The sequence below is a fragment of the Streptomyces sp. NPDC001348 genome, from assembly GCF_053597535.1.
This window is the reverse complement of record NZ_JBSFIK010000021.1, coordinates 126,379-148,991: the sequence shown is the minus strand read 5'-3', so window position 1 is coordinate 148,991 and position 22,613 is coordinate 126,379. Positions and strand designations below refer to the sequence as shown.

Annotated in this window: 24 protein-coding genes; 9 read left to right on the top strand and 15 right to left on the bottom strand. The window is 71.1% G+C overall.

From position 1 onward, the window contains the following. A partial coding sequence (locus ACWC21_RS22850; protein WP_450884620.1) for a hypothetical protein occupies positions 1–292 on the top strand: 292 nt, incomplete at its 5' end. Positions 293–447: 155 nt separating this feature from the next. On the opposite strand, the gene ACWC21_RS22845 is transcribed toward ACWC21_RS22850, so the two are convergent. Continuing rightward, positions 448–1,098: a DNA-3-methyladenine glycosylase gene (locus tag ACWC21_RS22845; protein ID WP_450884618.1), complete on the bottom strand. Its 651-nt coding sequence runs from the start codon at positions 1,096–1,098 to the stop codon at positions 448–450. 139 nt (positions 1,099–1,237) lie between these two features. Between ACWC21_RS22845 and ACWC21_RS22840 the strand changes: the two genes are divergently transcribed. The 3 genes from ACWC21_RS22840 to ACWC21_RS22830 all read left to right on the top strand — a co-directional run bounded on the left by ACWC21_RS22840 (position 1,238) and on the right by ACWC21_RS22830 (position 3,278). After that, entirely contained in the window at positions 1,238–2,020 is a 783-nt protein-coding gene (locus ACWC21_RS22840) for a sporulation protein (protein WP_450884616.1), read from the top strand. Between the two features lie 51 nt (positions 2,021–2,071). Continuing rightward, positions 2,072–2,611 carry a YbhB/YbcL family Raf kinase inhibitor-like protein gene (locus ACWC21_RS22835; RefSeq protein ID WP_450884614.1) on the top strand — a complete coding sequence of 180 codons (540 nt, stop codon included), beginning with the start codon at positions 2,072–2,074 and terminating at the stop codon, positions 2,609–2,611. 154 nt (positions 2,612–2,765) lie between these two features. Next, a complete protein-coding gene (locus tag ACWC21_RS22830; protein WP_450884612.1) occupies positions 2,766–3,278 on the top strand; it encodes an HNH endonuclease in 513 nt (170 codons plus the stop codon). A gap of 67 nt (positions 3,279–3,345) precedes the next feature. On the opposite strand, the gene ACWC21_RS22825 is transcribed toward ACWC21_RS22830, so the two are convergent. From ACWC21_RS22825 to ACWC21_RS22815, 3 genes are all read right to left on the bottom strand, one after another. Further along, positions 3,346–4,305 carry an SPFH domain-containing protein gene (locus ACWC21_RS22825; protein ID WP_450884610.1) on the bottom strand — a complete coding sequence of 320 codons (960 nt, stop codon included), beginning with the start codon at positions 4,303–4,305 and terminating at the stop codon, positions 3,346–3,348. A 129-nt stretch (positions 4,306–4,434) separates the two neighbouring features. Continuing rightward, positions 4,435–4,866 carry an NfeD family protein gene (locus ACWC21_RS22820; RefSeq protein WP_450884608.1) on the bottom strand — a complete coding sequence of 144 codons (432 nt, stop codon included), beginning with the start codon at positions 4,864–4,866 and terminating at the stop codon, positions 4,435–4,437. 49 nt (positions 4,867–4,915) lie between these two features. Next, complete coding sequence (locus ACWC21_RS22815) at positions 4,916–5,707, bottom strand: ABC transporter ATP-binding protein (protein WP_450884606.1); 792 nt, start codon at positions 5,705–5,707, stop codon at positions 4,916–4,918. A 150-nt stretch (positions 5,708–5,857) separates the two neighbouring features. Between ACWC21_RS22815 and ACWC21_RS22810 the strand changes: the two genes are divergently transcribed. Continuing rightward, positions 5,858–6,646 carry a hypothetical protein gene (locus tag ACWC21_RS22810; RefSeq protein ID WP_450884604.1) on the top strand — a complete coding sequence of 263 codons (789 nt, stop codon included), beginning with the start codon at positions 5,858–5,860 and terminating at the stop codon, positions 6,644–6,646. Positions 6,647–6,841: 195 nt separating this feature from the next. Here ACWC21_RS22810 and ACWC21_RS22805 read toward each other — a convergent pair whose 3' ends face one another. The 3 genes from ACWC21_RS22805 to ACWC21_RS22795 form a co-directional block, all read right to left on the bottom strand. Beyond that, positions 6,842–7,090, bottom strand: a complete 249-nt coding sequence (locus ACWC21_RS22805; protein ID WP_450884602.1) for a chaplin — start codon at positions 7,088–7,090, stop codon at positions 6,842–6,844. Between the two features lie 114 nt (positions 7,091–7,204). After that, positions 7,205–7,846, bottom strand: coding sequence for a response regulator (locus ACWC21_RS22800; protein ID WP_450884600.1), 642 nt, complete (start codon positions 7,844–7,846; stop codon positions 7,205–7,207). After that, the gene (locus tag ACWC21_RS22795) at positions 7,839–9,017 is read right to left on the bottom strand and encodes a GAF domain-containing sensor histidine kinase (protein ID WP_450884598.1); all 1,179 of its coding nucleotides are present in this window, start codon (positions 9,015–9,017) and stop codon (positions 7,839–7,841) included. The genes ACWC21_RS22800 and ACWC21_RS22795 overlap by 8 nt, the downstream gene beginning before the upstream one ends. A gap of 445 nt (positions 9,018–9,462) precedes the next feature. On the opposite strand from ACWC21_RS22795, the gene ACWC21_RS22790 reads away from it, so the two are divergent. Then, complete coding sequence (locus ACWC21_RS22790) at positions 9,463–10,287, top strand: transglycosylase SLT domain-containing protein (RefSeq protein ID WP_450884596.1); 825 nt, start codon at positions 9,463–9,465, stop codon at positions 10,285–10,287. Between the two features lie 80 nt (positions 10,288–10,367). On the opposite strand, the gene ACWC21_RS22785 is transcribed toward ACWC21_RS22790, so the two are convergent. Continuing rightward, the gene (locus ACWC21_RS22785) at positions 10,368–12,923 is read right to left on the bottom strand and encodes an FHA domain-containing protein (RefSeq protein ID WP_450884594.1); all 2,556 of its coding nucleotides are present in this window, start codon (positions 12,921–12,923) and stop codon (positions 10,368–10,370) included. Between the two features lie 240 nt (positions 12,924–13,163). Here ACWC21_RS22785 and ACWC21_RS22780 point away from each other — a divergent pair, with 240 nt between their 5' ends. Together ACWC21_RS22780 and serB are read left to right on the top strand one after the other, a co-directional pair. Continuing rightward, positions 13,164–15,272 carry a streptophobe family protein gene (locus ACWC21_RS22780; RefSeq protein ID WP_450884592.1) on the top strand — a complete coding sequence of 703 codons (2,109 nt, stop codon included), beginning with the start codon at positions 13,164–13,166 and terminating at the stop codon, positions 15,270–15,272. Between the two features lie 460 nt (positions 15,273–15,732). Beyond that, positions 15,733–16,956, top strand: coding sequence for a phosphoserine phosphatase SerB (gene serB / locus ACWC21_RS22775; RefSeq protein WP_450884590.1), 1,224 nt, complete (start codon positions 15,733–15,735; stop codon positions 16,954–16,956). A 54-nt stretch (positions 16,957–17,010) separates the two neighbouring features. Here the strand turns inward: serB and ACWC21_RS22770 are convergent, their stop codons facing one another. From ACWC21_RS22770 to ACWC21_RS22755, 4 genes are all read right to left on the bottom strand, one after another. After that, positions 17,011–17,529, bottom strand: coding sequence for a SixA phosphatase family protein (locus tag ACWC21_RS22770; protein WP_450884588.1), 519 nt, complete (start codon positions 17,527–17,529; stop codon positions 17,011–17,013). Positions 17,530–17,632: 103 nt separating this feature from the next. Continuing rightward, positions 17,633–17,839, bottom strand: coding sequence for a hypothetical protein (locus ACWC21_RS22765; protein WP_450884587.1), 207 nt, complete (start codon positions 17,837–17,839; stop codon positions 17,633–17,635). Between the two features lie 196 nt (positions 17,840–18,035). Continuing rightward, positions 18,036–18,152, bottom strand: a complete 117-nt coding sequence (locus ACWC21_RS22760; RefSeq protein ID WP_450884585.1) for an SGM_5486 family transporter-associated protein — start codon at positions 18,150–18,152, stop codon at positions 18,036–18,038. Positions 18,153–18,200: 48 nt separating this feature from the next. Further along, a complete protein-coding gene (locus ACWC21_RS22755; RefSeq protein WP_450884583.1) occupies positions 18,201–19,505 on the bottom strand; it encodes a CynX/NimT family MFS transporter in 1,305 nt (434 codons plus the stop codon). Between the two features lie 70 nt (positions 19,506–19,575). Between ACWC21_RS22755 and ACWC21_RS22750 the strand changes: the two genes are divergently transcribed. Continuing rightward, on the top strand, positions 19,576–20,268 hold the full coding sequence (locus ACWC21_RS22750; RefSeq protein WP_450884581.1) for a FadR/GntR family transcriptional regulator: 693 nt from the start codon (positions 19,576–19,578) through the stop codon (positions 20,266–20,268). Here the strand turns inward: ACWC21_RS22750 and ACWC21_RS22745 are convergent. The 3 genes from ACWC21_RS22745 to fabG form a co-directional block, all read right to left on the bottom strand. Further along, on the bottom strand, positions 20,246–20,596 hold the full coding sequence (locus ACWC21_RS22745; protein WP_450884579.1) for a hypothetical protein: 351 nt from the start codon (positions 20,594–20,596) through the stop codon (positions 20,246–20,248). The two genes, ACWC21_RS22750 and ACWC21_RS22745, sit on opposite strands and share 23 nt — an antisense overlap. Before the next feature lie 471 nt (positions 20,597–21,067). Beyond that, entirely contained in the window at positions 21,068–21,835 is a 768-nt protein-coding gene (gene fabI / locus ACWC21_RS22740) for an enoyl-ACP reductase FabI (protein ID WP_450884577.1), read from the bottom strand. Positions 21,836–21,840: 5 nt separating this feature from the next. Beyond that, the gene (gene fabG / locus ACWC21_RS22735; protein WP_450884575.1) at positions 21,841–22,560 is read right to left on the bottom strand and encodes a 3-oxoacyl-[acyl-carrier-protein] reductase; all 720 of its coding nucleotides are present in this window, start codon (positions 22,558–22,560) and stop codon (positions 21,841–21,843) included. Between the last annotated feature and the right edge of the window lie 53 nt (positions 22,561–22,613).

The window sequence follows — 22,613 nt, the reverse complement described above, 5'->3', positions numbered from 1 at the left end:
TCAAAGGAACCTCGTCCCGATCGTGATGACCGGAGACGGGGTATCAACATATCTGGCGTTGATTTTTGGCACGCTGTTGAGTTCTCAAGGAACGGCCGCTTCCTTTGTACTCACCCGAGACACTGTCTCGCGGCTTTCCTCCGGGCGCTTCCCTTCGGTCTTGCGTTTCCGACTCTATCAGATCCTTTCGGTTCCGATTCCCGGTCGGCCGGGTTCGCCGCAGGCCTTCTCGCTTTCGCTTGTCGGCCTTTCGACATTCACTACGTTAGCCGATTCCCTGGCGAACTCATAATCGAGTTCCGCAGCTTCGAATTCGGGCGTGCGGGCACGCCGAAAACGTCCCTGCAGAGAGGGAGTCGTAGGTAGTGGGTTGGCCGCTCCGGCTGCTGGCGATTGCCGTACCCGGTTCAGCGGCTCGGGCCACATTACGCACCTCGTCCACCGGAGTCAACTTCGGCGGCGCCGTGGCACATGGGCCCGGTAGGGGCTCACCGTCGGGTCACCGGCGATCCAGAAGCGCCAGGGATGGACGTCCCCGTTGCCCCCCTCGCCCGCGACTCCGGTGCGTGGGCCGTTCCGTACCTGGTCGGAGGGGGCAGCGGTCCCGGTCAGGATGCGCAGGGGTGTCTCGCCGACGGCGCAGGCGTCCGTTCCGTCGAGGGCCCGGTCCACGCCCAGGGCCGTGGCGAGACGGGCTGGTCCTTTGGCCAGTTCGTTGTCGTTCCGGGCCGAGAGTCGGCGTTCGCGGGCGAGCTCCTCCCCCTCGACGATCTCGCCGGCGCGCAGCAGGACCGCGCTCGCGATGCCCTCGGGGCCGCACACCAGGTTCATGCAGAACCACATGCCGTAGGTGAAGTAGACGTATACGTGTCCGGGCGGTCCGAACATCACTTCGTTGCGGGGCGTGCGGCCGCGGTAGGCGTGGGAGCCAGGGTCGTTCATGCCGTCGTACGCCTCGACCTCCGTCAGGCGCACCGCGATCGGTCCCTTCGGGGTCGTGCGGACGAGGATGCGCCCCAGCAGGTCGGGCGCGACCTCGAGGACGGGCCGGTCGAAGAACTTCCTGGGGAGGGGCGTACGGTCCGAGGGCGCGATCATGGCGTACGAGCGTAGTCCAGACGGGTGGATTCCAAGGACTGGTCAAGGATCCGTCCGCCTGTCGGGGTGTGAGCGCGGAACCGGCCGTACATGGATCGCGTTTCTAGGGATCAGGGATCCGTTCGTAAAGGGAGAGTCAATGGCGTTCAAGAAGCTGCTCGCGAGCCTGGGGGCCGGCGGGGCTTCGGTCGAGACGGTGCTGTCCGAGGTCAACGTGGTGCCCGGTGGCGTCGTCCAGGGTGAGGTGCGGATCCAGGGCGGTTCCGTCAACCAGAACATCGAGGGCCTGGCCGTCGGCCTGCAGGCGCGGGTCGAGGTGGAGAGCGGCGACGAGGAGTACAAGCAGAACATCGAGTTCACCAAGCTCAGGCTCGGCGGGGCCTTCGAGCTGCAGGCCGGGGCCGTGCACGCGGTGCCGTTCGGGCTGGAGATCCCGTGGGAGACGCCGGTCACGATGATCGACGGGCAGGCGCTGCGCGGGATGCACATCGGGGTGAAGACCGAGCTGGAGATCGCGCGGGCCGTGGACTCGAGTGACCTCGACCCGATCAACGTGCACCCGCTGCCGGCGCAGAAGGCGATCCTGGACGGCTTCATCCAGCTGGGCTTCCGCTTCAAGAGCGCCGACATGGAGCGCGGTCACATCCGGGGCACGCGCCAGCGGCTGCCGTTCTACCAGGAGATCGAGTTCTACCCGCCGTCGCAGTACCGGGGCCTGAACCAGGTCGAGCTGAGCTTCGTGGCCGACGAGCACGCCATGGACGTGGTGCTGGAGATGGACAAGAAGCCCGGGCTGTTCAGCGAGGGCAGCGACACCTTCCGGTCGTTCCAGGTGGGGCTGCACGACTACCACGGGACCGACTGGGCGGCCTACCTCAACCAGTGGCTCTCCGAGGTGGGCAGTAAGCGCAACTGGTTCTAGGGGCCTAGGCTCGAAAGGCACTGACTTCAGAACCGTTCAGGAGGTACCGAGGTGACCGAGCTCAAGAGGCGGCCGCTCCCCCACGACTTCCACCCGCCCGTGCCGTCGTTCACGGTCACGAGCGAGGACGTCCGGGAGGGGGAGACCCTCAAGGACGCTCAGGTACACGCGGCCGGCAACACCTCGCCGCAGCTGCGGTGGGAGGGCTTCCCGCCGGAGACCAAGAGCTTCGCCGTGACCTGCTACGACCCGGACGCCCCTACGGGCAGCGGGTTCTGGCACTGGGTGCTGTTCGACATCCCGGCCTCCGTCACCGAGCTGCCGGCCGGGGCGGGCGGCGGCAAGTTCGAGGGGTTGCCCGAGGGTGCCGTGCACGCGCGGAACGACTACGGGACGAAGGACTTCGGTGGTGCCGCGCCGCCGCCCGGCGACGGACCGCACCGGTACGTCTTCACGGTGTACGCGGTGGACCAGGAGAAGCTCGGCCCGGATTCCGACGCCTCACCGGCCGCCGTCGGTTTCAACCTGCGTTTCCACACGGTCGCACGGGCTCAGCTCATCGGTGAGTACGAGATCCCCGGGAAGGGCTGATCGAGCTCAGCGTTCATGGAACGTTTGCCCGCCTCTGGTCTTGGAATTGATCAGAGGCGGGCAGTTTTTATTGCGTTGTCCATCTCGGCGCGCCCGTCCAGAGTTGATCCAAGCCCGCCGGGGGGTGGGCCGGTGCACATGGGAGGTGGGCTGGATGCGTGACACGCTGGTGCTGAACGCGAGCTTCGAGCCGCTGTCGACGGTGACGTTGAACCGGGCCGTCGTGCTGGTTCTGACGGCCAAGGCCGTCGTCGAGCAGGCCCACCCCGAACTGCGTATGCGGGGCGCCGATGTGGACATACCCGCGCCCCGGGTGATCCGGCTGTGCAGGTACGTACGGGTGCCGTTCCGAAGACAAGCCCCGTGGTCGAGGCGGGGCGTACTGGTGCGGGACCGGCACCGGTGCGCGTACTGCGGTCGGCGGGCGACGACCGTGGACCACGTGGTGCCGAGGGCGCAGGGCGGGCGGGACACGTGGCTGAACACGGTCGCCGCGTGCGCGGAGGACAACCACCGCAAGGCCAACCGGACGCCGGAGGAGGCGGGCATGACGCTGCTCCGGCAGCCGTTCGAGCCGACACCGGCCGACGCGATGCTGTTGGCCCTGGGCCAGGAGGACTTGGGGGCGCTCGCCGACTGGCTGGCGCCGAGCGCGTCGGCCGCGTAGGCCGTCGCGGCGGTACACGGCTGAGGCCCGCCTTTCCGGTGAAGGCGGGCCTCAGCCGTGTACCGCGTCAGTCGATCGACGGCTTCTCGCGACGCTGGTCCGGGACGGAGCCGGAGCCGTTGCCGTTGCCGTTGCCGCCCGAACCGCCCGACAGGGGTCCGAAGTTGCCCATCGCGCCGGACAGCCCCTTCAGGGCGTCGCCGATTTCGCTGGGGACGATCCAGAGCTTGTTGGCGTCGCCCTCGGCGATCTTCGGGAGCATCTGGAGGTACTGGTAGGAGAGGAGCTTCTGGTCCGGGTCTCCGGCGTGGATCGCCTCGAAGACCGTACGGACGGCCTGCGCCTCGCCCTCGGCGCGCAGGGCCGCGGCCTTGGCCTCACCCTCGGCACGCAGGATCTGGGACTGCTTCTCGCCCTCGGCGGTGAGGATGGCGGCCTGGCGCGTACCTTCGGCGGTGAGGATCGCGGCGCGCTTGTCACGGTCGGCGCGCATCTGCTTCTCCATCGAGTCCTGGATGGAGGTGGGCGGTTCGATGGCCTTGAGCTCGACGCGGTTGACGCGGATGCCCCACTTGCCGGTGGCCTCGTCGAGGACGCCGCGCAGGGCCGCGTTGATCTCCTCGCGGGACGTCAGGGTCCGCTCCAGGTCCATGCCGCCGATGATGTTGCGGAGCGTGGTGACGGTGAGCTGCTCGATCGCCTGGATGTAGCTGGCGACCTCGTAGGTCGCGGCCCGGGCGTCGGTCACCTGGTAGTAGATGACGGTGTCGATGTTCACGACCAGGTTGTCCTGGGTGATCACCGGCTGGGGCGGGAACGGCACGACCTGTTCGCGCAGGTCGATGCGGTTGCGGATGGTGTCGATGAACGGGACGACGATGTTCAGGCCCGCGTTCAGCGTTCGCGTGTAGCGGCCGAAGCGCTCCACGATGGCCGCGCTGGCCTGTGGGATGACCTGGATGGTCTTGATCAGGGCGATGAAGACCAACACCACCAGAATGATCAGGACGATGATGACCGGTTCCATCGTGTTCCCCGTACCCTTCTCCGCCTCGGCGCCTCGGAAGATCCTATGGCTGTTGAAGATCTTGCTGGTCGAGTCTGACAGACCGTAGTGGAACTCGTGAGGTGTTCGCCCCAGTTGAGTCCTGCGAGGTCAGATGACGATCGCGGTGGCTCCCTCGATCTCCACGACATCCACCTCCTGACCCACCTCGTAGGCGCGGTCGGGGTGGAGGGAGCGCGCGGACCACACCTCTCCGGCGAGCTTGATCCGGCCGTCGGAGCCGTCGACCCGTTCCAGTACGACGGCCTGCTTGCCCTTCAACGCGTCGACACCCGTGACGAGTTGGGGGAGCTGCCTGCCGTGCCGGGCGGCTATGGGGCGTACGACGGCGATCAGGGCGACCGAGACGACGACAAAGGCGAGTACCTGGACGACGACGTCGAGGCCCAGGCCGGCCGCGACCGCGGCCGCCACGGCTCCCACCGCGAGCATGCCGAACTCCGGCATCGCGGTGACCACGAGCGGGATTCCGAGCGCTGCCGCGCCGACGAGCCACCACACCCATGCGTCGATGTCGTTCACACGGTCATGGTAGGGCCGCGGGTCTGCGGCGCACAGGGCGCAATGGGGGTCAGGACAGGGGCAGACCGTGCGCGGTCCAGCGGTCGCCGACCTGCTCGACGACGAGTGGGAGGCCGAAGCAGAGGGAGAGGTTGCGGGAGGTGAGTTCCAGCTCCAGCGGGCCCGCGGCGAGGACCTTGCCCTGGCGGATCATCAGGACGTGGGTGAAGCCGGGGGCGATCTCCTCGACATGGTGGGTGACCATGATCATGGAGGGGGCGATCGGGTCGCGGGCGAGGCGGCCGAGGCGGCGGACCAGGTCCTCGCGGCCGCCGAGGTCGAGGCCGGCGGCGGGCTCGTCGAGGAGCAGCAGTTCCGGGTCGGTCATCAGGGCGCGGGCGATCAGGGTGCGCTTGCGCTCGCCCTCGGAGAGGGTGCCGAAGCGGCGCTCGAGGTAGTCGCTCATGCCGAGGCGGTCGAGGAAGGCGCGGGCGCGCCGCTCGTCGATCTCGTCGTACTCCTCCTGCCAGCCGGCCGTCATGCCGTACGCGGCGGTCAGCACGGTCTGCAGGACGGTCTGCCGCTTGGGGAGCTTCTCGGCCATGGCGATGCCGGCCATGCCGATGCGGGGGCGCAGGTCGAAGACGTCGACCTTGCCGAGGGTGTCGCCGAGGATGGTGGCGGTGCCCTTGCTGGGGAAGAGGTAGCTGGAGGCGACGTTCAGGAGGGTCGTCTTGCCGGCGCCGTTGGGGCCGAGGATGACCCAGCGCTCGCCCTCCTTGACCGACCAGGAGACCTGGTCCACCAGAGCCCGGCCCTCGCGGACCACGGATACGTCCTGAAGCTCCAGAACATCGCTCATGAGCGCGTTGTCTCCCCTTGCAGTGTGGCCGGTCTCGGCTCTCGCGTACGCCTGTGGCTCGGTCCGCCGCGCCGGTGGGCGCAGCCCCTACGAAATCTACGCCACGAGTGCGGCGGTCCATTCCATCGGTCCGGTCCTTAGGGTGGGGGCATGCTCTCGGAACCGCGTTCAGGACGCCTTGCCGCTTGGGGAAATGCCCTTTTGGCCGGACTTGTCTCTCCGGATGACGCCGTGCTCGCCATCGTCGGGGACGATGCGGTGCACCGGGTGGCGGGGCTGCCGGGTGAGTCGGCGCCCGTGGGTCTCACGCTCGCGCTGGGGCGGCTGCGGGCGCTGGGGGTCAGCGGGCTGTGCGTCGCGCTGCCCCGGCCGGGGCATCCGCTGGGGCTGAGCGGGCCGCCGGAGTTCAATGCGCGGGCGCTGGACGCCGAGGAGGCGGTGGTCGGTCACGGCGCCGCGCTGGGGCTGGTGCCGGAGGTGTACGAGGCCGGTCCCGCCGGGGACGTGCACGTCGAGGTGGTCTGGCAGGTGCTTCCCGTGCGGGAGGCCCCGCCGGCCGATGTGCCGTCCCTCGGTGAGGCCGAGCGGGAGCTGGCGGAGGCGTTGCGGGAGGCGACGGAGGTCCTGTCACGGCTGGACGTCGCCGGCTCGGGGCCGGTGGCGGAGGCGGCGATCGACGCGTACCGGGCTCGCGCCGAGCATGGGCGGGAGGTGCTGGCGCCGGGGTATCCGCCCAGGGCGGTGCGGGTGCTGGAGCTGGCTCAGCGGGTGGGGCTGTTGGTGTCGCTGGCGTACGGCAACGGGCACGGCGGTGCGGTGAGCTCCGCTGAGATGGCGGCTCGGGGTGAGGCGTTGCGGCCTGTTGAGCGGACGGCTCGGCGGGCGCAGGTCGCGGCGTACAACTCCGTTGTGGAGGAGCGGGAGCGGGGGGTGCGGTGACGCCGAGACCGTTCTCTTCACCGGGGCGATGCGAGCGCCGCTGGGGGCTCCGCCCCCAGACCCCCGCATCGGCCTGAACGGCCTCGTCCTCAATCGCCGGACGGGCTTGGACATGCGAACCGGCGTTAGATGCGGGCCCGAAGACCTGACAGGCCCCCCGGTGCACACGGGAGGCCTGGGTCTGGGCGGCGGGGGTCAGTGGTTGATGCCCACGTTGCCGAAGGCCGGGTTGAGGACGCCGATGACGTTCACGGTGTTGCCCACGGCGTTCACCGGCACGTGCACCGGGGCCTGGACGACGTTGCCCGAGAGGACACCCGGGGAGTGCACGGCCTCGCCGTTCGCCCACGCGCCGCCGGTGGTGGCGGAGGCCATTCCGGTACCGGCGGCGATGAGACCGCCGGCCACCATCGTCACGGCCGCTGCCTTCTTCAGGTTCTTCACTTCTGTGTCCCCTCCTTGCGGTCACCGCGGCACTCGCCGCGGCACGCACTGGAGAACGCCGGAGATCGGCCGAGGATGCGCCGTCCGGATGACATTCCCACGACGGTATGAATCTCAGCCCGTCACACCATGACGTACCGCCCACAACGCCGCCTGTGTGCGGTCCGCCAGGTCGAGTTTCATCAGGATGTTCGAGACGTGCGTCTTGACGGTCTTCTCGGAGAGGACGAGAGCACGGGCGATCTCCCGGTTGGAGCGGCCGTCGGCTATCAGCCCGAGCACCTCGCGCTCCCGCTCGGTGAGTGAACCGGGCCTGCCCTGACCCGAGTTGGCGTCCTCCTGGGACAGCAGCGCGCCGGCGACCTCCGGCTGGAGCAGGACGTGTCCGGCGTGGACGGAGCGGATGGCCCCGGCGAGGGCGTCGGGGTCGACGTCCTTGTACACGTATCCGGCGGCGCCCGCGCGCAGGGCCGGGACCACCGTGCGTTGTTCGGTGAAGCTGGTGACGATCACCACGCGCGCGGGGTTGTCGAGCTCGCGGAGCCGGCGCAGGGCGTCGATGCCGTCCATTCCCGGCATCCTGACGTCCATCAGGACGATGTCCGGCTTCAGTTCCTCGGCGCAGGCGACCCCCTCGGCGCCGTCGGCCGCCTCGCCCACGACCTCGATGTCGTCCTGCACTTCCAGGAAGGTGCGCAGTCCCCGGCGGACGACCTGGTGGTCGTCGACGAGCAGCACCCTGATTGCGTCAGCCACCGGGGACCTCCATCTCGATCGTGGTGCCCTTGCCGGGCGCCGATTCCACGGTGAGCCGGCCGCCGGCCCCGCTCGCCCGGTCCCGCATGGAGACCAGCCCGAGGTGGCGGCCCGCGCTGCGGACGGTCTGCGGGTCGAAGCCGCGGCCGTCGTCGGTGACGCGCAGCACGGCTCCGTGGCCGCGCCGGGTCACGCTCACGTCGACGTGTTCGGCCCCGGAGTGCCGCAGGGCGTTGTGCAGGGCTTCCTGGGCGACCCGCAGCACGGCCTCCTCCTGGGCGGCGGGCAGCGCGCGGAAGCCGTGGGCGGCGAACGTCACGCGTGCGGTGTGGGCGCGGTCGAGGACCTGTATCTGGGTGCGCAGGGTGGCGATCAGGCCGTCCTCGTCGAGCGCCGCCGGCCGCAGCTCCACGACGGCTGCGCGCAGTTCGTCGGCGGCTTCGGCGGCGAGCGCCGCCACCTGCTGCAGCTCGCCCTTGGCGCGGGCCGGGTCGCGGTCGACCAGGGCGGCCGCCGCCTGTGCGGTCAGGCGCAGCGAGAACAGTTTCTGGCTGACCGCGTCGTGCAGTTCGTGCGCGAGCCGGGAGCGTTCCTCGGCGATGGTCAGTTCGCGGCTGCGTTCGTAGAGGCGGGCGTTGGTGAGGGCGATGGCGGCGTGCTGGGCCAGGATGGCGAGCAGTTCCCCGTCCTCCTCGGTGAAACCGCAGCCTCCCCGCGGTTCGGCACGCGGGGGGTGCGGGGTGTGTCCCTCCGCACGGCGCAGCTTGTTGGCGAGGAACAGCGCGCCGATGACCTCGTCGCCGTCCTTGATCGGCAGGCCCAGGAAGTCGGTCATCTCGGGGTGGGCGGACGGCCAGCCCTCGAAGCGGGTGTCCTCGCGCACGTCGGCGAGGCGGACGGGCCGGGCCTCGTCCAGCATCGCGGCGAGGATGCCGTGGCGGCGCGGGAGTGGGCCGATGGCCTTCCACTGGGCGTCGCTGACGCCGTCGACGACGAACTGGGCGAAGCCTCCGTGGTCGTCCGGGACCCCGAGGGCGGCGTACTGCGCGTCGAGCAGTTCGCGGGCCGAGGCGACGATCGTCTTGAGGACGTCCCGCACCTCCAGATGCCTGCTCATGGCCAGTAGCGCGGAGCTCACCGCGGCGAGGCCGGTCCTGGGGCCTTGACTCATGCGTTCACGGTACCGGCGGGCCGGGGCGGCGCGGATGGGTCCGGTGGAGGCATCGGCCGGGCCGGTGGGACTAGGTCCGGTGGCGTAGGACGCGGGTGCGGGAGGGACGGGACCCTCACACAGAGCATTGCGCCAGCAACGTCGAGTGAAGACGCCGTGACGTCGATGTGAGCCCGCACATAGGGCACACATCACGTACGAACGGACATAGGAGCGGGTGGGTCATCCCTGAACGGGGCTGATGCTCCAATCTGTCCCGATTTGCCCCTCCCTGATCCACTATGCGGCATCGTACGTCACATCATTGCCTGCCCATTTTGCGGCCGCTAAGAATTGCCTCCGTCGCTCGGCGCCGTGGGTTTCCGCCCGCGGCGTTCTTGCGGGAAGGAACCGACTCCCGCGGCACGAGAGCGACCTCCGCGCAATTCGAAGAGGTCCATCACTCATGCTCAAGAACGTTCGCATCCGTCGTCTCAGTCCGGCCCTGACCCAGCACCTCCGTCCGGCCCTGACCAAGCACAACAAGATCGCGATCGCCGGTGTCTCCACCCTCGGTGCCGCCGCCCTCGCCTTCTCGGCGGTCCCCAGCAGCGCGCAGACGGTCACGACGGGCGCCCCGGCGGCCGCTCCCCAGGCGGTCTACGGCTCCCAGCGGATACCGGACATCAAGGGGACCGTGACCGACCAGCTCGCCGGCGAGACGGTGAAGGTCGAGGCCATCGCGGCGAGGCAGAAGGCCGCGGCGGACGCCGCGACGAAGAAGGCCGCCGCCGCTGCCGCCGTCAAGAAGGCCGCCCAGGAACGCGCCGCCCAGCAGCGCGCCGCCCAGCAGCGCGCGGCCCAGCAGCGCGCGGCCCAGGCACATGCCGCGCAGGCACATGCCGCGCAGGCCGCCGCGAGCCGGTCCACCACCCGCGCCGCCGTGAAGCCGGCCGCCGCGAAGAGCTACGCGAACAACCTGGACGGCTGGATCCGGCACTCCCTGGACATCATGCGGTCCAAGGGCATCCCGGGCAGCTACAGCGGCCTGCACCGCAACATCATGCGGGAGTCCTCCGGCAACCCCCAGGCCATCAACGACTGGGACATCAACGCCGTCAACGGCATCCCGTCCAAGGGCCTGCTCCAGGTCATCCCGCCGACCTTCGCCGCGTACCACGTCGCCGGCACGTCGTGGAACATCTACGACCCGGTCGCCAACATCACCGCCGCGGCCAACTACGCCGCCCACCGGTACGGCTCCATCGACAACGTCAACAGCGCGTACTGAGGTCGGCGCGGACCTTCTCGACACGCGGAAGGGCGGCACCCCGTTGCGGGGTGCCGCCCCGCGTCGTTCCGCCGGCGCCGTTACTTGCGCATGACCTCGGGCTCGTGGCGGCGCAGGAAGCGGGCCACGAGGAAACCGCAGACCACGCCGAGCACGATCAGCGCGACCATGTCCATGGTCCAGGCGGAGGCCGTGTGGTTCCAGAGCGGGTCGGTGTTGGTCGGGTCGTCGGCGTTCGGGGCGATGTTGTTGAAGTCCAGCGTGGTGCCGGCCGCGGCCACCGCCCAGCGCGACGGCATCAGGTACGAGACCTGGTTGACGCCGACGGCGCCGTTCAGGGTGAACAGGCAGCCGGTGAACACGACCTGGATGATCGCGAACATGACCAGCAGCGGCATGGTCTTCTCCGCGGTCTTCACCAGCGAGGAGATGACCAGGCCGACCATCATCGAGGTGAAGCCCAGCGCCATGATCGGCACGCACAGCTCGAACAGTGTGGAGCCGCCCAGGACGAGACCCCGGTCGGGGATCTCCCGGCTGGAGAAGCCGATCAGGCCGACCATCAGGCCCTGCAGCACGGTGACCGCGCCCAGCACGACCACCTTGGACATCAGGTACGCCGACCGGGACAGGCCGGTGGCCCGCTCCCGCTCGTAGATGACCCGTTCCTTGATCAGCTCACGCACCGAGTTCGCGGCGCCCGCGAAGCACGCGCCGACGGCGAGGATCAGCAGGACCGTGGTCGCCGTGCCGTTCGGGACGGGCACGTGCGTCTTCGGGTTGATCGGGTTGACCAGCAGGCCCCTGTCCGAGTCGATGAGCAGGCTGACCGCGCCGAGCACCGCGGGCAGGATCACCGTCAGCGCCAGGAAGCCCTTGTCGGAGGCGATGACGGCCACGTACCGCCGGACCAGGGTCAGCAGCTGTGAGCCCCAGCCCTGCGGCTTGGGCGGCTTCATCGCCTGCGGCGGAGGCATGGGTACGGACTGCGGGGCGACGGCGTCGATGTCCGCGGCGTACATCTGGTAGTGCTGCGAACCCTTCCAGCGGCCCGCCCAGTCGTAGTCGCGGTAGTTCTCGAAGGCGGAGAAGACATCGGCCCAGGTGTCGTAGCCGAAGAAGTTCAGCGCCTCCTCGGGCGGGCCGAAGTAGGCGACCGCGCCGCCCGGCGCCATCACCAGCAGCTTGTCGCACAGCGCGAGCTCGGCCACCGAGTGGGTGACGACGAGGACCGTGCGGCCGTCGTCGGCGAGGCCGCGCAGCAGCTGCATGACGTCGCGGTCCATGCCCGGGTCGAGGCCGGAGGTCGGCTCGTCCAGGAAGATCAGGGACGGCTTGGTGAGCAGCTCCAGAGCCACCGAGACGCGCTTGCGCTGGCCGCCGGACAGGGACGTGACCTTCTTGTCCTTGTGGATGTCCAGCTTGAGCTCGCGCAGCACCTCGTCGATACGGGCGTTGCGCTCGGCGGCCGTGGTGTCGGCCGGGAAGCGCAGCTTCGCCGCGTACTTGAGGGCCTTCTTGACGGTCAACTCCTTGTGCAGGATGTCGTCCTGCGGGACCAGGCCGATGCGCTGGCGCAGCTCGGCGAACTGCTTGTACAGGTTCCGGTTGTCGTAGAGGACCTCGCCCTGGTTGGCGGGCCGGTAGCCGGTGAGCGCCTTCAGCAGCGTCGACTTGCCGGAGCCGGAGGGGCCGATGACCGCGATCAGGGACTTCTCCGGGACACCGAAGGAGACGTCCTTCAGGATCTGCTTGCCGCCGTCGACCGTGACGGTCAGGTGGCGTGCGGAGAAGGAGACCTCGCCGGTGTCGACGAACTCCTCGAGGCGGTCGCCGACGATGCGGAACGTGGAGTGGCCGACGCCGACGATGTCGGTCGGGCCGAGCAGTTGTGTGCCGCCCTTGGCGATCGGCTGACCGTTGACGTACGTGCCGTTGTGCGAGCCGAGGTCGCGGATCTCGAACCGGCCGTCGGGCGTGGCGTGGAACTCCGCGTGGTGGCGGGAGACCTGCAGGTCGGAGACGACCAGGTCGTTCTCCAGGGCACGGCCGATACGCATCACGAGGCCGAGGGAGAACTGGTGGAACGTGGTCGGGCTGCGGTCGCCGTACGCCGGCGGCGTCGCCGCGCCACCGCCTGACGCCTGCTGCGCGTAGGCCTCGTGCGGGCCGCTCTGCTGCTGCGGGATCTGCTGCGGAACGGGCGCGGGCTGCTGCTGCCAGCCTGCCTGCTGCGCGACCTGCGGCTGGGGCGTCTGCTGCGGCGGGGCCTGCTGGGCCCAGCCGGCGCCCACGCCCTGGGCGGCGTACGGCTGCTGCTGGGGCTGGGCGACCGCCGCCGCGGCACCGGAGAGGTTCAGGCGCGGTCCGTCGGTGGCGTTGCCGAGGTACACGGCCGAGCCGGGGCCGATCTCCGTCTGCCGCGGGATCCGCTGCCCCTGCACGAACGTGCCGTTGGTGCTGCCGTGGTCCTCGATGACCCAGCTGCGGCCGTTGAAGCTGACCGTGGCGTGCCGCCAGGAGACCCTGGCGTCGTCGAACACGATGTCCCCCTGCGGATCGCGTCCGAGGGTGTAGGTCCGGGACGCGTCGAGCGTCCAGGTCCGTCCGTTTGATTCCAGTACGAGTTCCGGCACTCCGCGCCCCACTGAGTTGTCCCCCGAATTACCCCCAACACAGGGAGTCTAGGGATGTCGAACATCGTGGGGAACTATTTCAGGCTCGGCCCTCTGACCGAAAGTCGGGCCTTGCGACGAGCGCCCGCGGACGCTTCGACTCATCCCGTTGACGGGGTTGAAACCGGGCCGGAGAGTGGTAATCCCACGCGATGGGGACATGCGCGGCCGCCGGCCGCGCAGCGGATCGGGGGGTCTGCCATGGGTACTGCCACGGAAGTCGGGACCGCGCGGCACGGCACCGGGCTGCCGTGGGGTGACATCCTGCTGTCGGCGATCGCCGCCGTCAGCTGGGCGTTGATCGGGATGGCGGGTACGGCCGCGCTCGGACTGCACCTCTTACGGGCGGACACCGCGGGCTCGCTGGGGCCGATGACGGCGGCTGTGGTGGCGCTGGGGGCGGGTGGTTCGGTCTCCCCGTCCGGTGACGTGTCCGCGTTCGGACTGAAAGGCGCTCAGGCCCACACGGCCATCGCAATCACGCCACTCGGGGTGAGCCTGGTCGGTGCCCTGCTGTTGTCGTGGTTCTTCCTGCGGTCCCTGCGCACGGCCGGAGTTGTGGTCTCCCCTGTCGAACTCCTCGCGCGCGCGGGCTCGGTGGTGGCGCTGTTCGTGGCGATGCTCGGTGGGCTGGCCTGGGCGGGGCACGACGTCATCACCATTGACGGCGGCTCGCTGGGGCTCGGCGAACTGCCCGGCGCGGGCAGAGCAGGCGGCGGTGGCGGGGTTCGGATTCCCGGTCTCGGCGGCCTCGGGGACATCGGCGGGCTGCTGCCCGACCGGATCGGCGACCTCATCCACGCCAAGGCGGCGGTCGGCTTCACCGTGGACACCGCGCCCACCCTCCTCGGCGGGCTCGGCTGGTCCGCCGGGATCCTGCTGATCGCGCTGCTGGCCTCGCGCCGCACTCCGCTGCCGGGCGGCTGGGAGGCGGTGCACCGGGTGGTCCGGCCGGCGGCTTCGGCCCTGGTGACCGTGCTGCTCCTGGCCGTGGCGGCGGGCCTCGCGGCGGCGGCGTACGCGGCGGTCGGCGACGACCGTCCGGGGCGGATCGTGGGCGCGGCGCTGCTCGGCGCGCCGAACGGCGTGTGGCTCGGCGTGCCGATCGGCCTGTTCGTGCCGTGGGACGGCAAGGCGACGGGCGTACTGGCGGGGCTGCTGCCCGACCCGCTGGACAGGTTCCTCGGCGGGAGGACGGGCCGGCCGGTGACCCTGGAACGCCTCGCCGGCCTGGACGGTCGGGTGTGGCTGCTCGGGGTGGCGGCGGCGCTGATGATGCTGTCGGCCGGCGTGCTGACGGCGGTGCGGACCCCTCCGGGGGGCGGGCGGGGTGGGGGCGGTTTCGTGGGGGCCCGGCAGGGTGTGGCCGGTGCTCGGGGCGCCGGGCAGGGCGCGGTCGGACTCGGAGGGGCCGGACCGGACGCGGCCGGTGCTCCGGGCGCCAGGCAGGGCGCCGCCGGACTCGGAGGGGCCGGACCAGATGCGGCCGGTCCCCCGGGCGCCAGGCAGGGCGCCGCCGGACTCGGAGGGGCCGGACCGGACGCGGCCGGTCCCCCGGACGCCAGGCAGAGCGCCGCCGGATTCGTGGGGCGGTGTGCGCTGAGTCTGGGGCTCGCCACGGCGTTGACGCTGCCGCTGCTGGCCTGGCTGGACGACGTCTCCGTGGACGCCTCGCTGTCCGTGCTGGGCTTCGACGCGTTCGGCGCCGGGATCGAACTGCACGGGCATCTGGGCACGGCACTGCTGCTCGGCGCCGCGTGGGGCGCGGGGGCGGGGGCCGTGGGGGCGCTGTCGGCGTGGGCGTTCGGGGCCGCGGGGCGGGGAGCCGCCGCGTTGGCACGGGGTGACATGGGGAGCGGGGAGGGGAGTTCCCGGCCCGGTGCCCGGCACCCGGAGCACTCGGGCCCCTACGCCCCGAGCACGCCCTACCGCCCGCCGAATCCCGCTACGAACCCGTACCTGCGGCTGCCGGAGGAGCTGCGGGAGCCGCAGGCCGGGCCGCGGCCGCAGGGTGCCCCGCGCTCTCCCGGCGGCTCGGGGCCGTACGACGCCACGCGTCCCCGGGACGGCGGACCGGCCACCGGGGGCACCCGGCCGTCCGGCACCGGACCCGCGCCGCAGGGTCCACCGGCGCCCGGGGACATGTACGGCGCTCCGACCGTGGCCCGGCCGATCGCCCCGCCCCCGCGACCGGGATCTCGCTCGCGGGACCGGTCCACGAGCCCGCGGGACGACTGGCCTCCGCCACCGCCACCGCCTCCCCCACCGCGTCCGCCGTCCTCGGCCGACGGCGGGGAGGGGCGACGCTGAGTCGTGGCGGCGGACGGCCGGGGAGACCGTTGGCGGACCCCAGCGCGAGAGTCCCCTTGCTTTCCGTCCCGCCACGCACGGCGGCCCCGGGCAGGAAGCGCTGGGGGATGCCGGCCGCCGTCACGAAGCCGCGCCGCCGCGAGCGGGCGCGGCCCGTCCTGAGCCTGGCCTCGGCTCGCCGCCGCCCGGGCTTCGCGGCCGGGCCGACCGGTCTCACCGACCCGGACCCGGCCCCTCGCGCCACGAGCGGGTGCGCGCGACCGCGGGAGCCCGCCCCGCTGGACCGCGCGCTCCTCCCGCACCCGGCGGCTTCCGACGGGGCCACGCCGAGGCGCGGTGGGAGAGCCCGGTGGCAGCCGGTCGTCGGGGTTTCGCAACCGGAGCGACACCCACTGTTCGCTGTCCGCCAGACGGACCGCGCGGGCGGAAGGCACTCCGTGCCGGATACGGTGGATACACCATGAGCGCTTCGCAGACCCCCGCCTCAGTGACCCCCGAGGTTCCCACCCTCCTCGTCAAGATCTTCGGCAAGGACAGTCCGGGCATCACGGCCGGCCTCTTCGACACGCTTGCCGCCTTCCGTGTGGACGTGGTCGACATCGAGCAGGTCGTCACCCGTGGCCGCCTGGTGCTCTGTGCTCTCGTGACGCACCCGCCCGCCGGGCTGGAGGGTGATCTGAGGGCCACCGTGCACAGCTGGGCCGAGTCGATGAAGATGCAGGCGGAGATCATCTCCGGTCGGGGTGACAACCGGCCGCGTGGTCTCGGACGCTCCCTGGTGACCGTCCTCGGGCATCCCCTCACCGCCGAGGCGACCGCCGCGATCGCGGCCCGGATCGCCAAGACCGGCGGCAACATCGACCGTATCTTCCGGCTCGCCAAGTACCCCGTGACCGCGGTGGAGTTCGCGGTGTCCGGTGTGGAGACCGAGCCGCTGCGCACCGCCCTGGTGACCGACGCGGCGGCGCTCGGCGTGGACGTCGCGGTCGTGTCGGCGGGTCTGCACCGGCGGGCGCAGCGTCTTGTGGTGATGGACGTGGACTCCACGCTGATCCAGGACGAGGTGATCGAGCTCTTCGCCGCGCACGCCGGCTGCGAGGACAAGGTCGCCGAGGTGACGGCGGCCGCGATGCGCGGTGAGCTGGACTTCGAGCAGTCGCTGCACGCGCGCGTGGCCCTGCTGGAGGGCCTGGACGCCTCGGTGGTGCAGAAGGTGCGGGGCGAGGTACGGCTGACTCCGGGAGCCCGGACCCTGATCCGGACGCTGAAGCGGCTCGGCTACCAGGTCGGTGTGGTCTCGGGTGGCTTCACTCAGGTCACCGACGATCTGAAGGAGCGGCTGGGGCTGGACTTCGCGCAGGCCAACACGCTGGAGATCGTCGACGGGAAGCTGACCGGCCGGGTCACCGGCGAGATCGTGGACCGGGCGGGGAAGGCGCGACTGCTGCGCCGGTTCGCCGCCGAGGCGGGTGTTCCGCTGTCGCAGACGGTGGCGATCGGTGACGGCGCCAACGATCTGGACATGCTGAACGCGGCGGGGCTGGGCGTGGCCTTCAACGCCAAGCCGGTCGTCCGTGAGGCCGCGCACACCGCGGTGAACGTGCCCTTCCTGGACACCGTCCTGTACCTGCTGGGGGTCACCCGCGAAGAGGTCGAGGCGGCGGACACACACGACGAGGGCTGAAGGACGGCGTGGCCGGGGAGGGTCCGGCACCGCCCGGTGCCGGACCCTCTGCCGTCACTCCGAGGGGGCCCAGTAGTCGACCAGCGTGGCCGTGCCCGGTTCCAGGCTCTTCCAGGAACCCGTGAAGGTCAGGACCGCGAAGGCGGCGGCGGGGAAGCCCCGGCGGTTCATCCGCTCACGGGCGTCACCCTCGGCGGAGGCGGCCAGGATGTCGGCCAGTCCGTGCACACCCGGGTTGTGACCGATCAGGATGACGCTCTGGGTCTCGTCGTCGATTTCGTTGAACACGGCGATCAGCTCGCCGGGTGAGGCCTCGTAGACCCGCTCCTCATAGATGGTTTTCGGCCGCTCGGGGAGCTCGTGGACGGCGAGCTTCCAGGTCTCGCGGGTGCGGACGGCGGTGGAGCAGAGGGCCAGGTCGAGGTGGATGCCGGAGTCGGCCAGCTTGCGGCCGGCGACTGGGGCGTCCTTGCGGCCCCGCTCGGCGAGCGGCCGCTCGTGGTCGTTCACCTGTGGCCAGTCGGCTTTCGCATGCCGGAAGAGGACAATCCTGCGGGGTTCTGCGACGCTCATGGCACCCAGCTTCGCATGAAACAGGCCATGGGGCGCAGGGAGTTGACATGCGGATTTGCCGACGGATCTACCGAAGGATCTGCCGGCGGAGGGCGCCCCGCCCCTAGCCGGTGACCAGCCGCAGCACCCGTTCGAAGAGGTGGGTGAGCGCCGGGTCGCCGGTGGCCGCCTGGGCGTCGGCCGGGTTGAGTATCAGCGCGAGCAGGGAGACGAAGGCGAGCGCGGGCAGTGCGAGGGCCCACCAGCGCAGCCGGATCTCGACGCCGCCCGTGGTCGCCGGGTGGGGCCGGGTGTGCGTACGGGCCGACATGTTCGCCTCCGCGGGTGTCCGAGTGGTTCGTGTCCGTGGTCCGCCGCTCGCGGCCACATCTCGAAGCTACGGAATCCGCGTCCGCCGCCCCATCCGGCGTTCCACCCACTTGACCCTGACCCTGGCCCCCTAAGGGATGGTGGGGCTGGCCCCACCATCCCTTAGGGGGCGGGCTCACGACGAGCTCACGACAGGCTCACGGAGAGGCGATGGTGGCGATGATCGCGATGACGAGGAAGATGGCGAAGAACGAGCCGAAGACGATCAGCATCTTCTTCTGGCCGTTCTGGGGGTTCGGATCGAGCACAGGCATGCGCCCAGTTTCCCACTCTCCGCCCCCGCCGGGTCGGCCGGGGTGCGGTCAGCGCGCCGCCTCGTCCTCCACCGTCCGGTCACGGCCCGCCAGGACGCCCACCGCCATCTGCGGCAGCAGCAGAGCGGCCATGAGCGCGATCGGCAGGCCCCAGCCGCCGCTGCTCTGGTAGAGCACGCCGACCAGGAGCGGCCCGGGGATGGAGATCAGGTAACCGGTGCTCTGCGCGAAGGCGGACAGCTGGGCGACGCCCGCGCCGGTCCGGGCCCGCATGCCCACCATGGTCAGGGCCAGCGGGAAGGCGCAGTTGGCGATGCCGAGCAGGACGGCCCAGACCCAGGCGCCGCCGGCCGGAGCGAGGTACAGGCCGGCGTACCCGGCGAGGCCGCAGGCGCCGAGCGCCAGGACGATCGGTCCCTGCTGGGGCAGCCGGGTGGCCAGGCGCGGGATGACGAAGGCCAGCGGCACGCCCATCACCATGGTGAGGGCGAGCAGGAGGCCGGCCGTGCCCGCGGCGACGCCCGCGTCCCGGAAGATCTGCGCCATCCAGCCCATCGTGATGTAGGCGGCGGTGGCCTGGAGTCCGAAGAAGACGGCCAGCGCCCAGGCCGTGCGGCTACGGGTGATGCGCAGGGCCGGCTCCTGCCGCTCCTGGCGCTCCTGACCGGGCTGCCGCGCGGGTTGCCGGTCGGCGGGCGCCGGCCCCCGGTCCCTCATCAGCGGCAGCCAGGGCAGCACCGCCGCGGCGGCGAGGGCCGCCCACACGGCGAGCCCGGACCGCCAGCCGCCGCCCAGCGCGTCGGTCACGGGCACGGTCACCGCGGCGGCGACCGAGGTGCCGGCGGCGAGGGCCATCGAGTACAGGCCGGTCATGGCGCCGACGCGGTCGGGGAACCAGCGCTTGACGATGACCGGCATGAGGACGTTGCTGACCGCGATGCCCATGAGGGCGAGCGCGCTGCCGGCCAGGAATCCCCCGATGCTCCCGGCGTACGGCCGTATCAGCAGGCCGCCGGCGATGGCGACCATGCCCGCGCACACCACGGCGGCGGGGCCGAAGCGGCGGGCGAGGCGCGGGGCGGTGGCGCCGAAGACGGCGAAGCACAGCGGGGGGACGGAGGTGAGCAGTCCGGCCACGCTCCCGCTCATGCCGAGGCCGTCGCGGACCTCCTTCAGGAGCGCGCCCAGGCTGGTGATGGCGGGGCGGAGGTTCAGCGCGGACAGCACGATGCCGGCGACGACCAGCCGCGCCGCCCACGCGCGCGTGGCGGGTGCGGTCGTACGGGGTGCGTCGGCGGTGACGCTGTTCCGGGTCGTCGTGCGTGTCTCCTCGCTTGGCATGCCGACCATCATAGAATCATAGGATGATTGGTTGTCCATTTCCGGGTTCCCGGCCGTCGGCCCTCGCATGCGAAGGTGTGCCATGCCCCTGAGCCACCCGCGCCGCTCCGCGCTGTCCGAGCAGGTCATCGCCGAGCTGCGGCACCAGATCACCTCCGGCGAGTGGCCGGTCGGCTCGCGCATCCCGACCGAACCGGAACTGGTCGAGCAGCTCGGGGTCGCCCGCAACACGGTCCGCGAGGCAGTCCGCGCGCTCGCGCACAACGGCCTGCTGGACATCCGGCAGGGCTCGGGCACCTACGTCGTGGCCACCAGCGAGCTGGCGGGCGTGATGCACCGCCGCTTCGCCGGCGCCGACCCGCGGCACATCGCCGAGCTGCGCTCCACCCTGGAGTCCGCGGCGGCCAGGCTGGCCGCCGAGCGGCGCACCGAGAAGGATCTCAAACAGCTCGACGCGCTCCTGGTCCGGCGCGAGGAGGCCTGGGAGTCGGGTGAGGCGGAGGCGTTCGTGGCGGCGGACGCGACCTTCCACCTGGCCGTGGTGACCGCATCGCACAACGAAGTCATGACGGCGATGTACGCCGATCTGGGCGAGGTGCTGCGGGACTGGCTGCGCGCGGACGTGGGCGCCGAGCTGGCGCCCGGGACGCACATGGACCACACCCGGCTCGTGGACGCCGTTCGCGCGGGCGACGCGGAGACGGCCGCCGCCGAGGCCGCGAGCTACCCCTTCATGTGCCGTCCGGAGCGGCTCAGCTCACCTTCTGGTGGCTGATCCACACCGAACGGACGTCCTTCCAGCACCGGCCGGCCAGCCGGACGGTGAGCGCGGGCCCGACGTCGACGGGATCGCCGTCGGTGTCGATGTCCCACCATCGGGCGCACTCGATGTGCAGGCGCACGCGGTCGGTGGCGACGTAGGGGTTGTGGCAGTACGCCACCACGTGGGAGCCGGTGACGGCCGTACGGCACTCGGCCCCGAACAGCGGCGGGAATGGTGGCTCGCCGTGCTTCACGCGTGCGTGCGGCATCGCCTCGTACGGCAGGGACAGCACGAGGGCGACGGCTACGGTCACCGGGGCCAGACCACGGGACAGACGCACAACGGAACCTCCTCGGCCGTACGGGGGAGGGAATCGCGAGGTGTACGCGTACTCCAGGGTCCCCGTCGCCGCACGTCCACGCCCGGCCGGTGTGCCGAACGGGTGACGCGCGCGCCGTCCGGCGGATCAGCCGGAGACATCTCCTGCCCCTGTTCCCCGCGCCGGCCTTCGTCGCTCCCTGACGGCGATCAGGCCCGCGGCCTGCTGGTACGGCCGACAGCGATCACCGGTAGAGCACGCCCGAGGCACGGCCCGGACCGGCCCACCCGTGCAACCCCCGTCGCTTGCCCGCTGCCGCGATGTGGTGGCGGCCGCCGTGGTCGCTCCGCGTCGGCGCGCCCCGACGCCCCGCATCACCAAGCCGTCGGGCCGTCGGGTCACCAGACCGCCCGGCACCGAAGTTACGACAACCGAGGCCCGCACCCCCGAAGGGGCGCGGGCCTCGGACACGGTCAAGCCCAGCGGCAGCGGTCAGGCGCCGATGGCGTGCAGGCCGCCGTCCACGTGGATGATCTCGCCGGTGGTCTTCGGGAACCAGTCGCTCAGCAGGGCGACGACGCCGCGGCCGGCCGGCTCCGGGTCCTTGAGGTCCCACTCCAGGGGGGCGCGGCTGTCCCACACGGACGCCAGCTCGCTGAAGCCCGGGATGGACTTGGCGGCCATGGAGCCGAGCGGGCCCGCGGAGACGAGGTTGCAGCGGATGTTCTGCTTGCCCAGGTCGCGCGCCATGTAGCGGCTGGTCGCCTCCAGGGCGGCCTTGGCCGGGCCCATCCAGTCGTACTGCGGCCAGGCGAACTGGGCGTCGAAGGTGAGGCCGACGACCGAGCCGCCGTTCTGCATCAGCGGCAGGCAGGCCATGGTCAGCGACTTCAGCGAGTACGCCGAGACGTGCATGGCGGTGGCCACGGACTCGAACGGCGTGTTGAGGAAGTTGCCGCCGAGCGCGTCCTGCGGCGCGAAGCCGATGGAGTGCACGACACCGTCGAGGCCGCCCAGCTCCTCGCCGACGATGTCGGCCAGCCGGCCGAGGTGCTCGTCGTTGGTGACGTCGAGCTCGATGACCTTGGCGGGCTTGGGCAGCTTCTTGGCGATGCGCTCGGTCAGGGTGGGCCGCGGGAACGCGGTCAGGATGATCTGCGCGCCCTCCTCCTGGGCCAGCTTGGCCGCGTGGAAGGCGATGGAGGACTCCGTCAGCACCCCGGTGATCAGGATGCGCTTGCCCTCGAGGATTCCACTCATGTTGTTCAGTGACCCATTCCCAGTCCGCCGTCAACGGGGATGACGGCTCCAGTGATGTACGAGGCCTCGTCCGAGGCGAGGAACCGCACCGTCGCGGCGATCTCCTCCGGCTGCGCGTAACGGCCGAGCGGCACCTGCGACAGGATGTTGGAGCGCTGCTCGTCGGTGAGCGCCTTGGTCATGTCGGTGTCCACGAAGCCGGGCGCGACGACGTTGAACGTGATGCTGCGCGAGCCGAGCTCACGGGCGAGGGAGCGCGCGAAGCCGACCATGGCGGCCTTGGACGCGGCGTAGTTCGCCTGCCCCGCCGCGCCGAGCAGTCCGACGACGGAGGAGATGAGGACGACGCGGCCCTTCTTGGCACGGAGCATGCCGCGGTTGGCGCGCTTGACGACGCGGAAGGTGCCGGTGAGGTTGGTGTCGACGACCGAGGTGAAGTCCTCCTCGGACATGCGCATCAGCAGCTGGTCCCTGGTGATGCCGGCGTTGGCGATCAGGACCTCGACCGGACCGTGCTGCTCCTCGATCTCCTTGTAGGCCTGCTCCACCTGCTCGGAGTCGGTGATGTCGCACTTGACGGCCAGGCAGCCCAGTTCTGTCAGGGCAGCCGGCGGCTCACCCGAACGGTACGTTATCGCGACCTTGTCGCCGGCGTCGGCGAAAGCGCGGGCGATGGCGAGGCCGATGCCCCGGTTGCCTCCAGTGACGAGAACCGAGCGGCTCAACGGATCACCCTTTCGATAGCGGTCTGAGACACCGCCCGAACACCTGGATGACA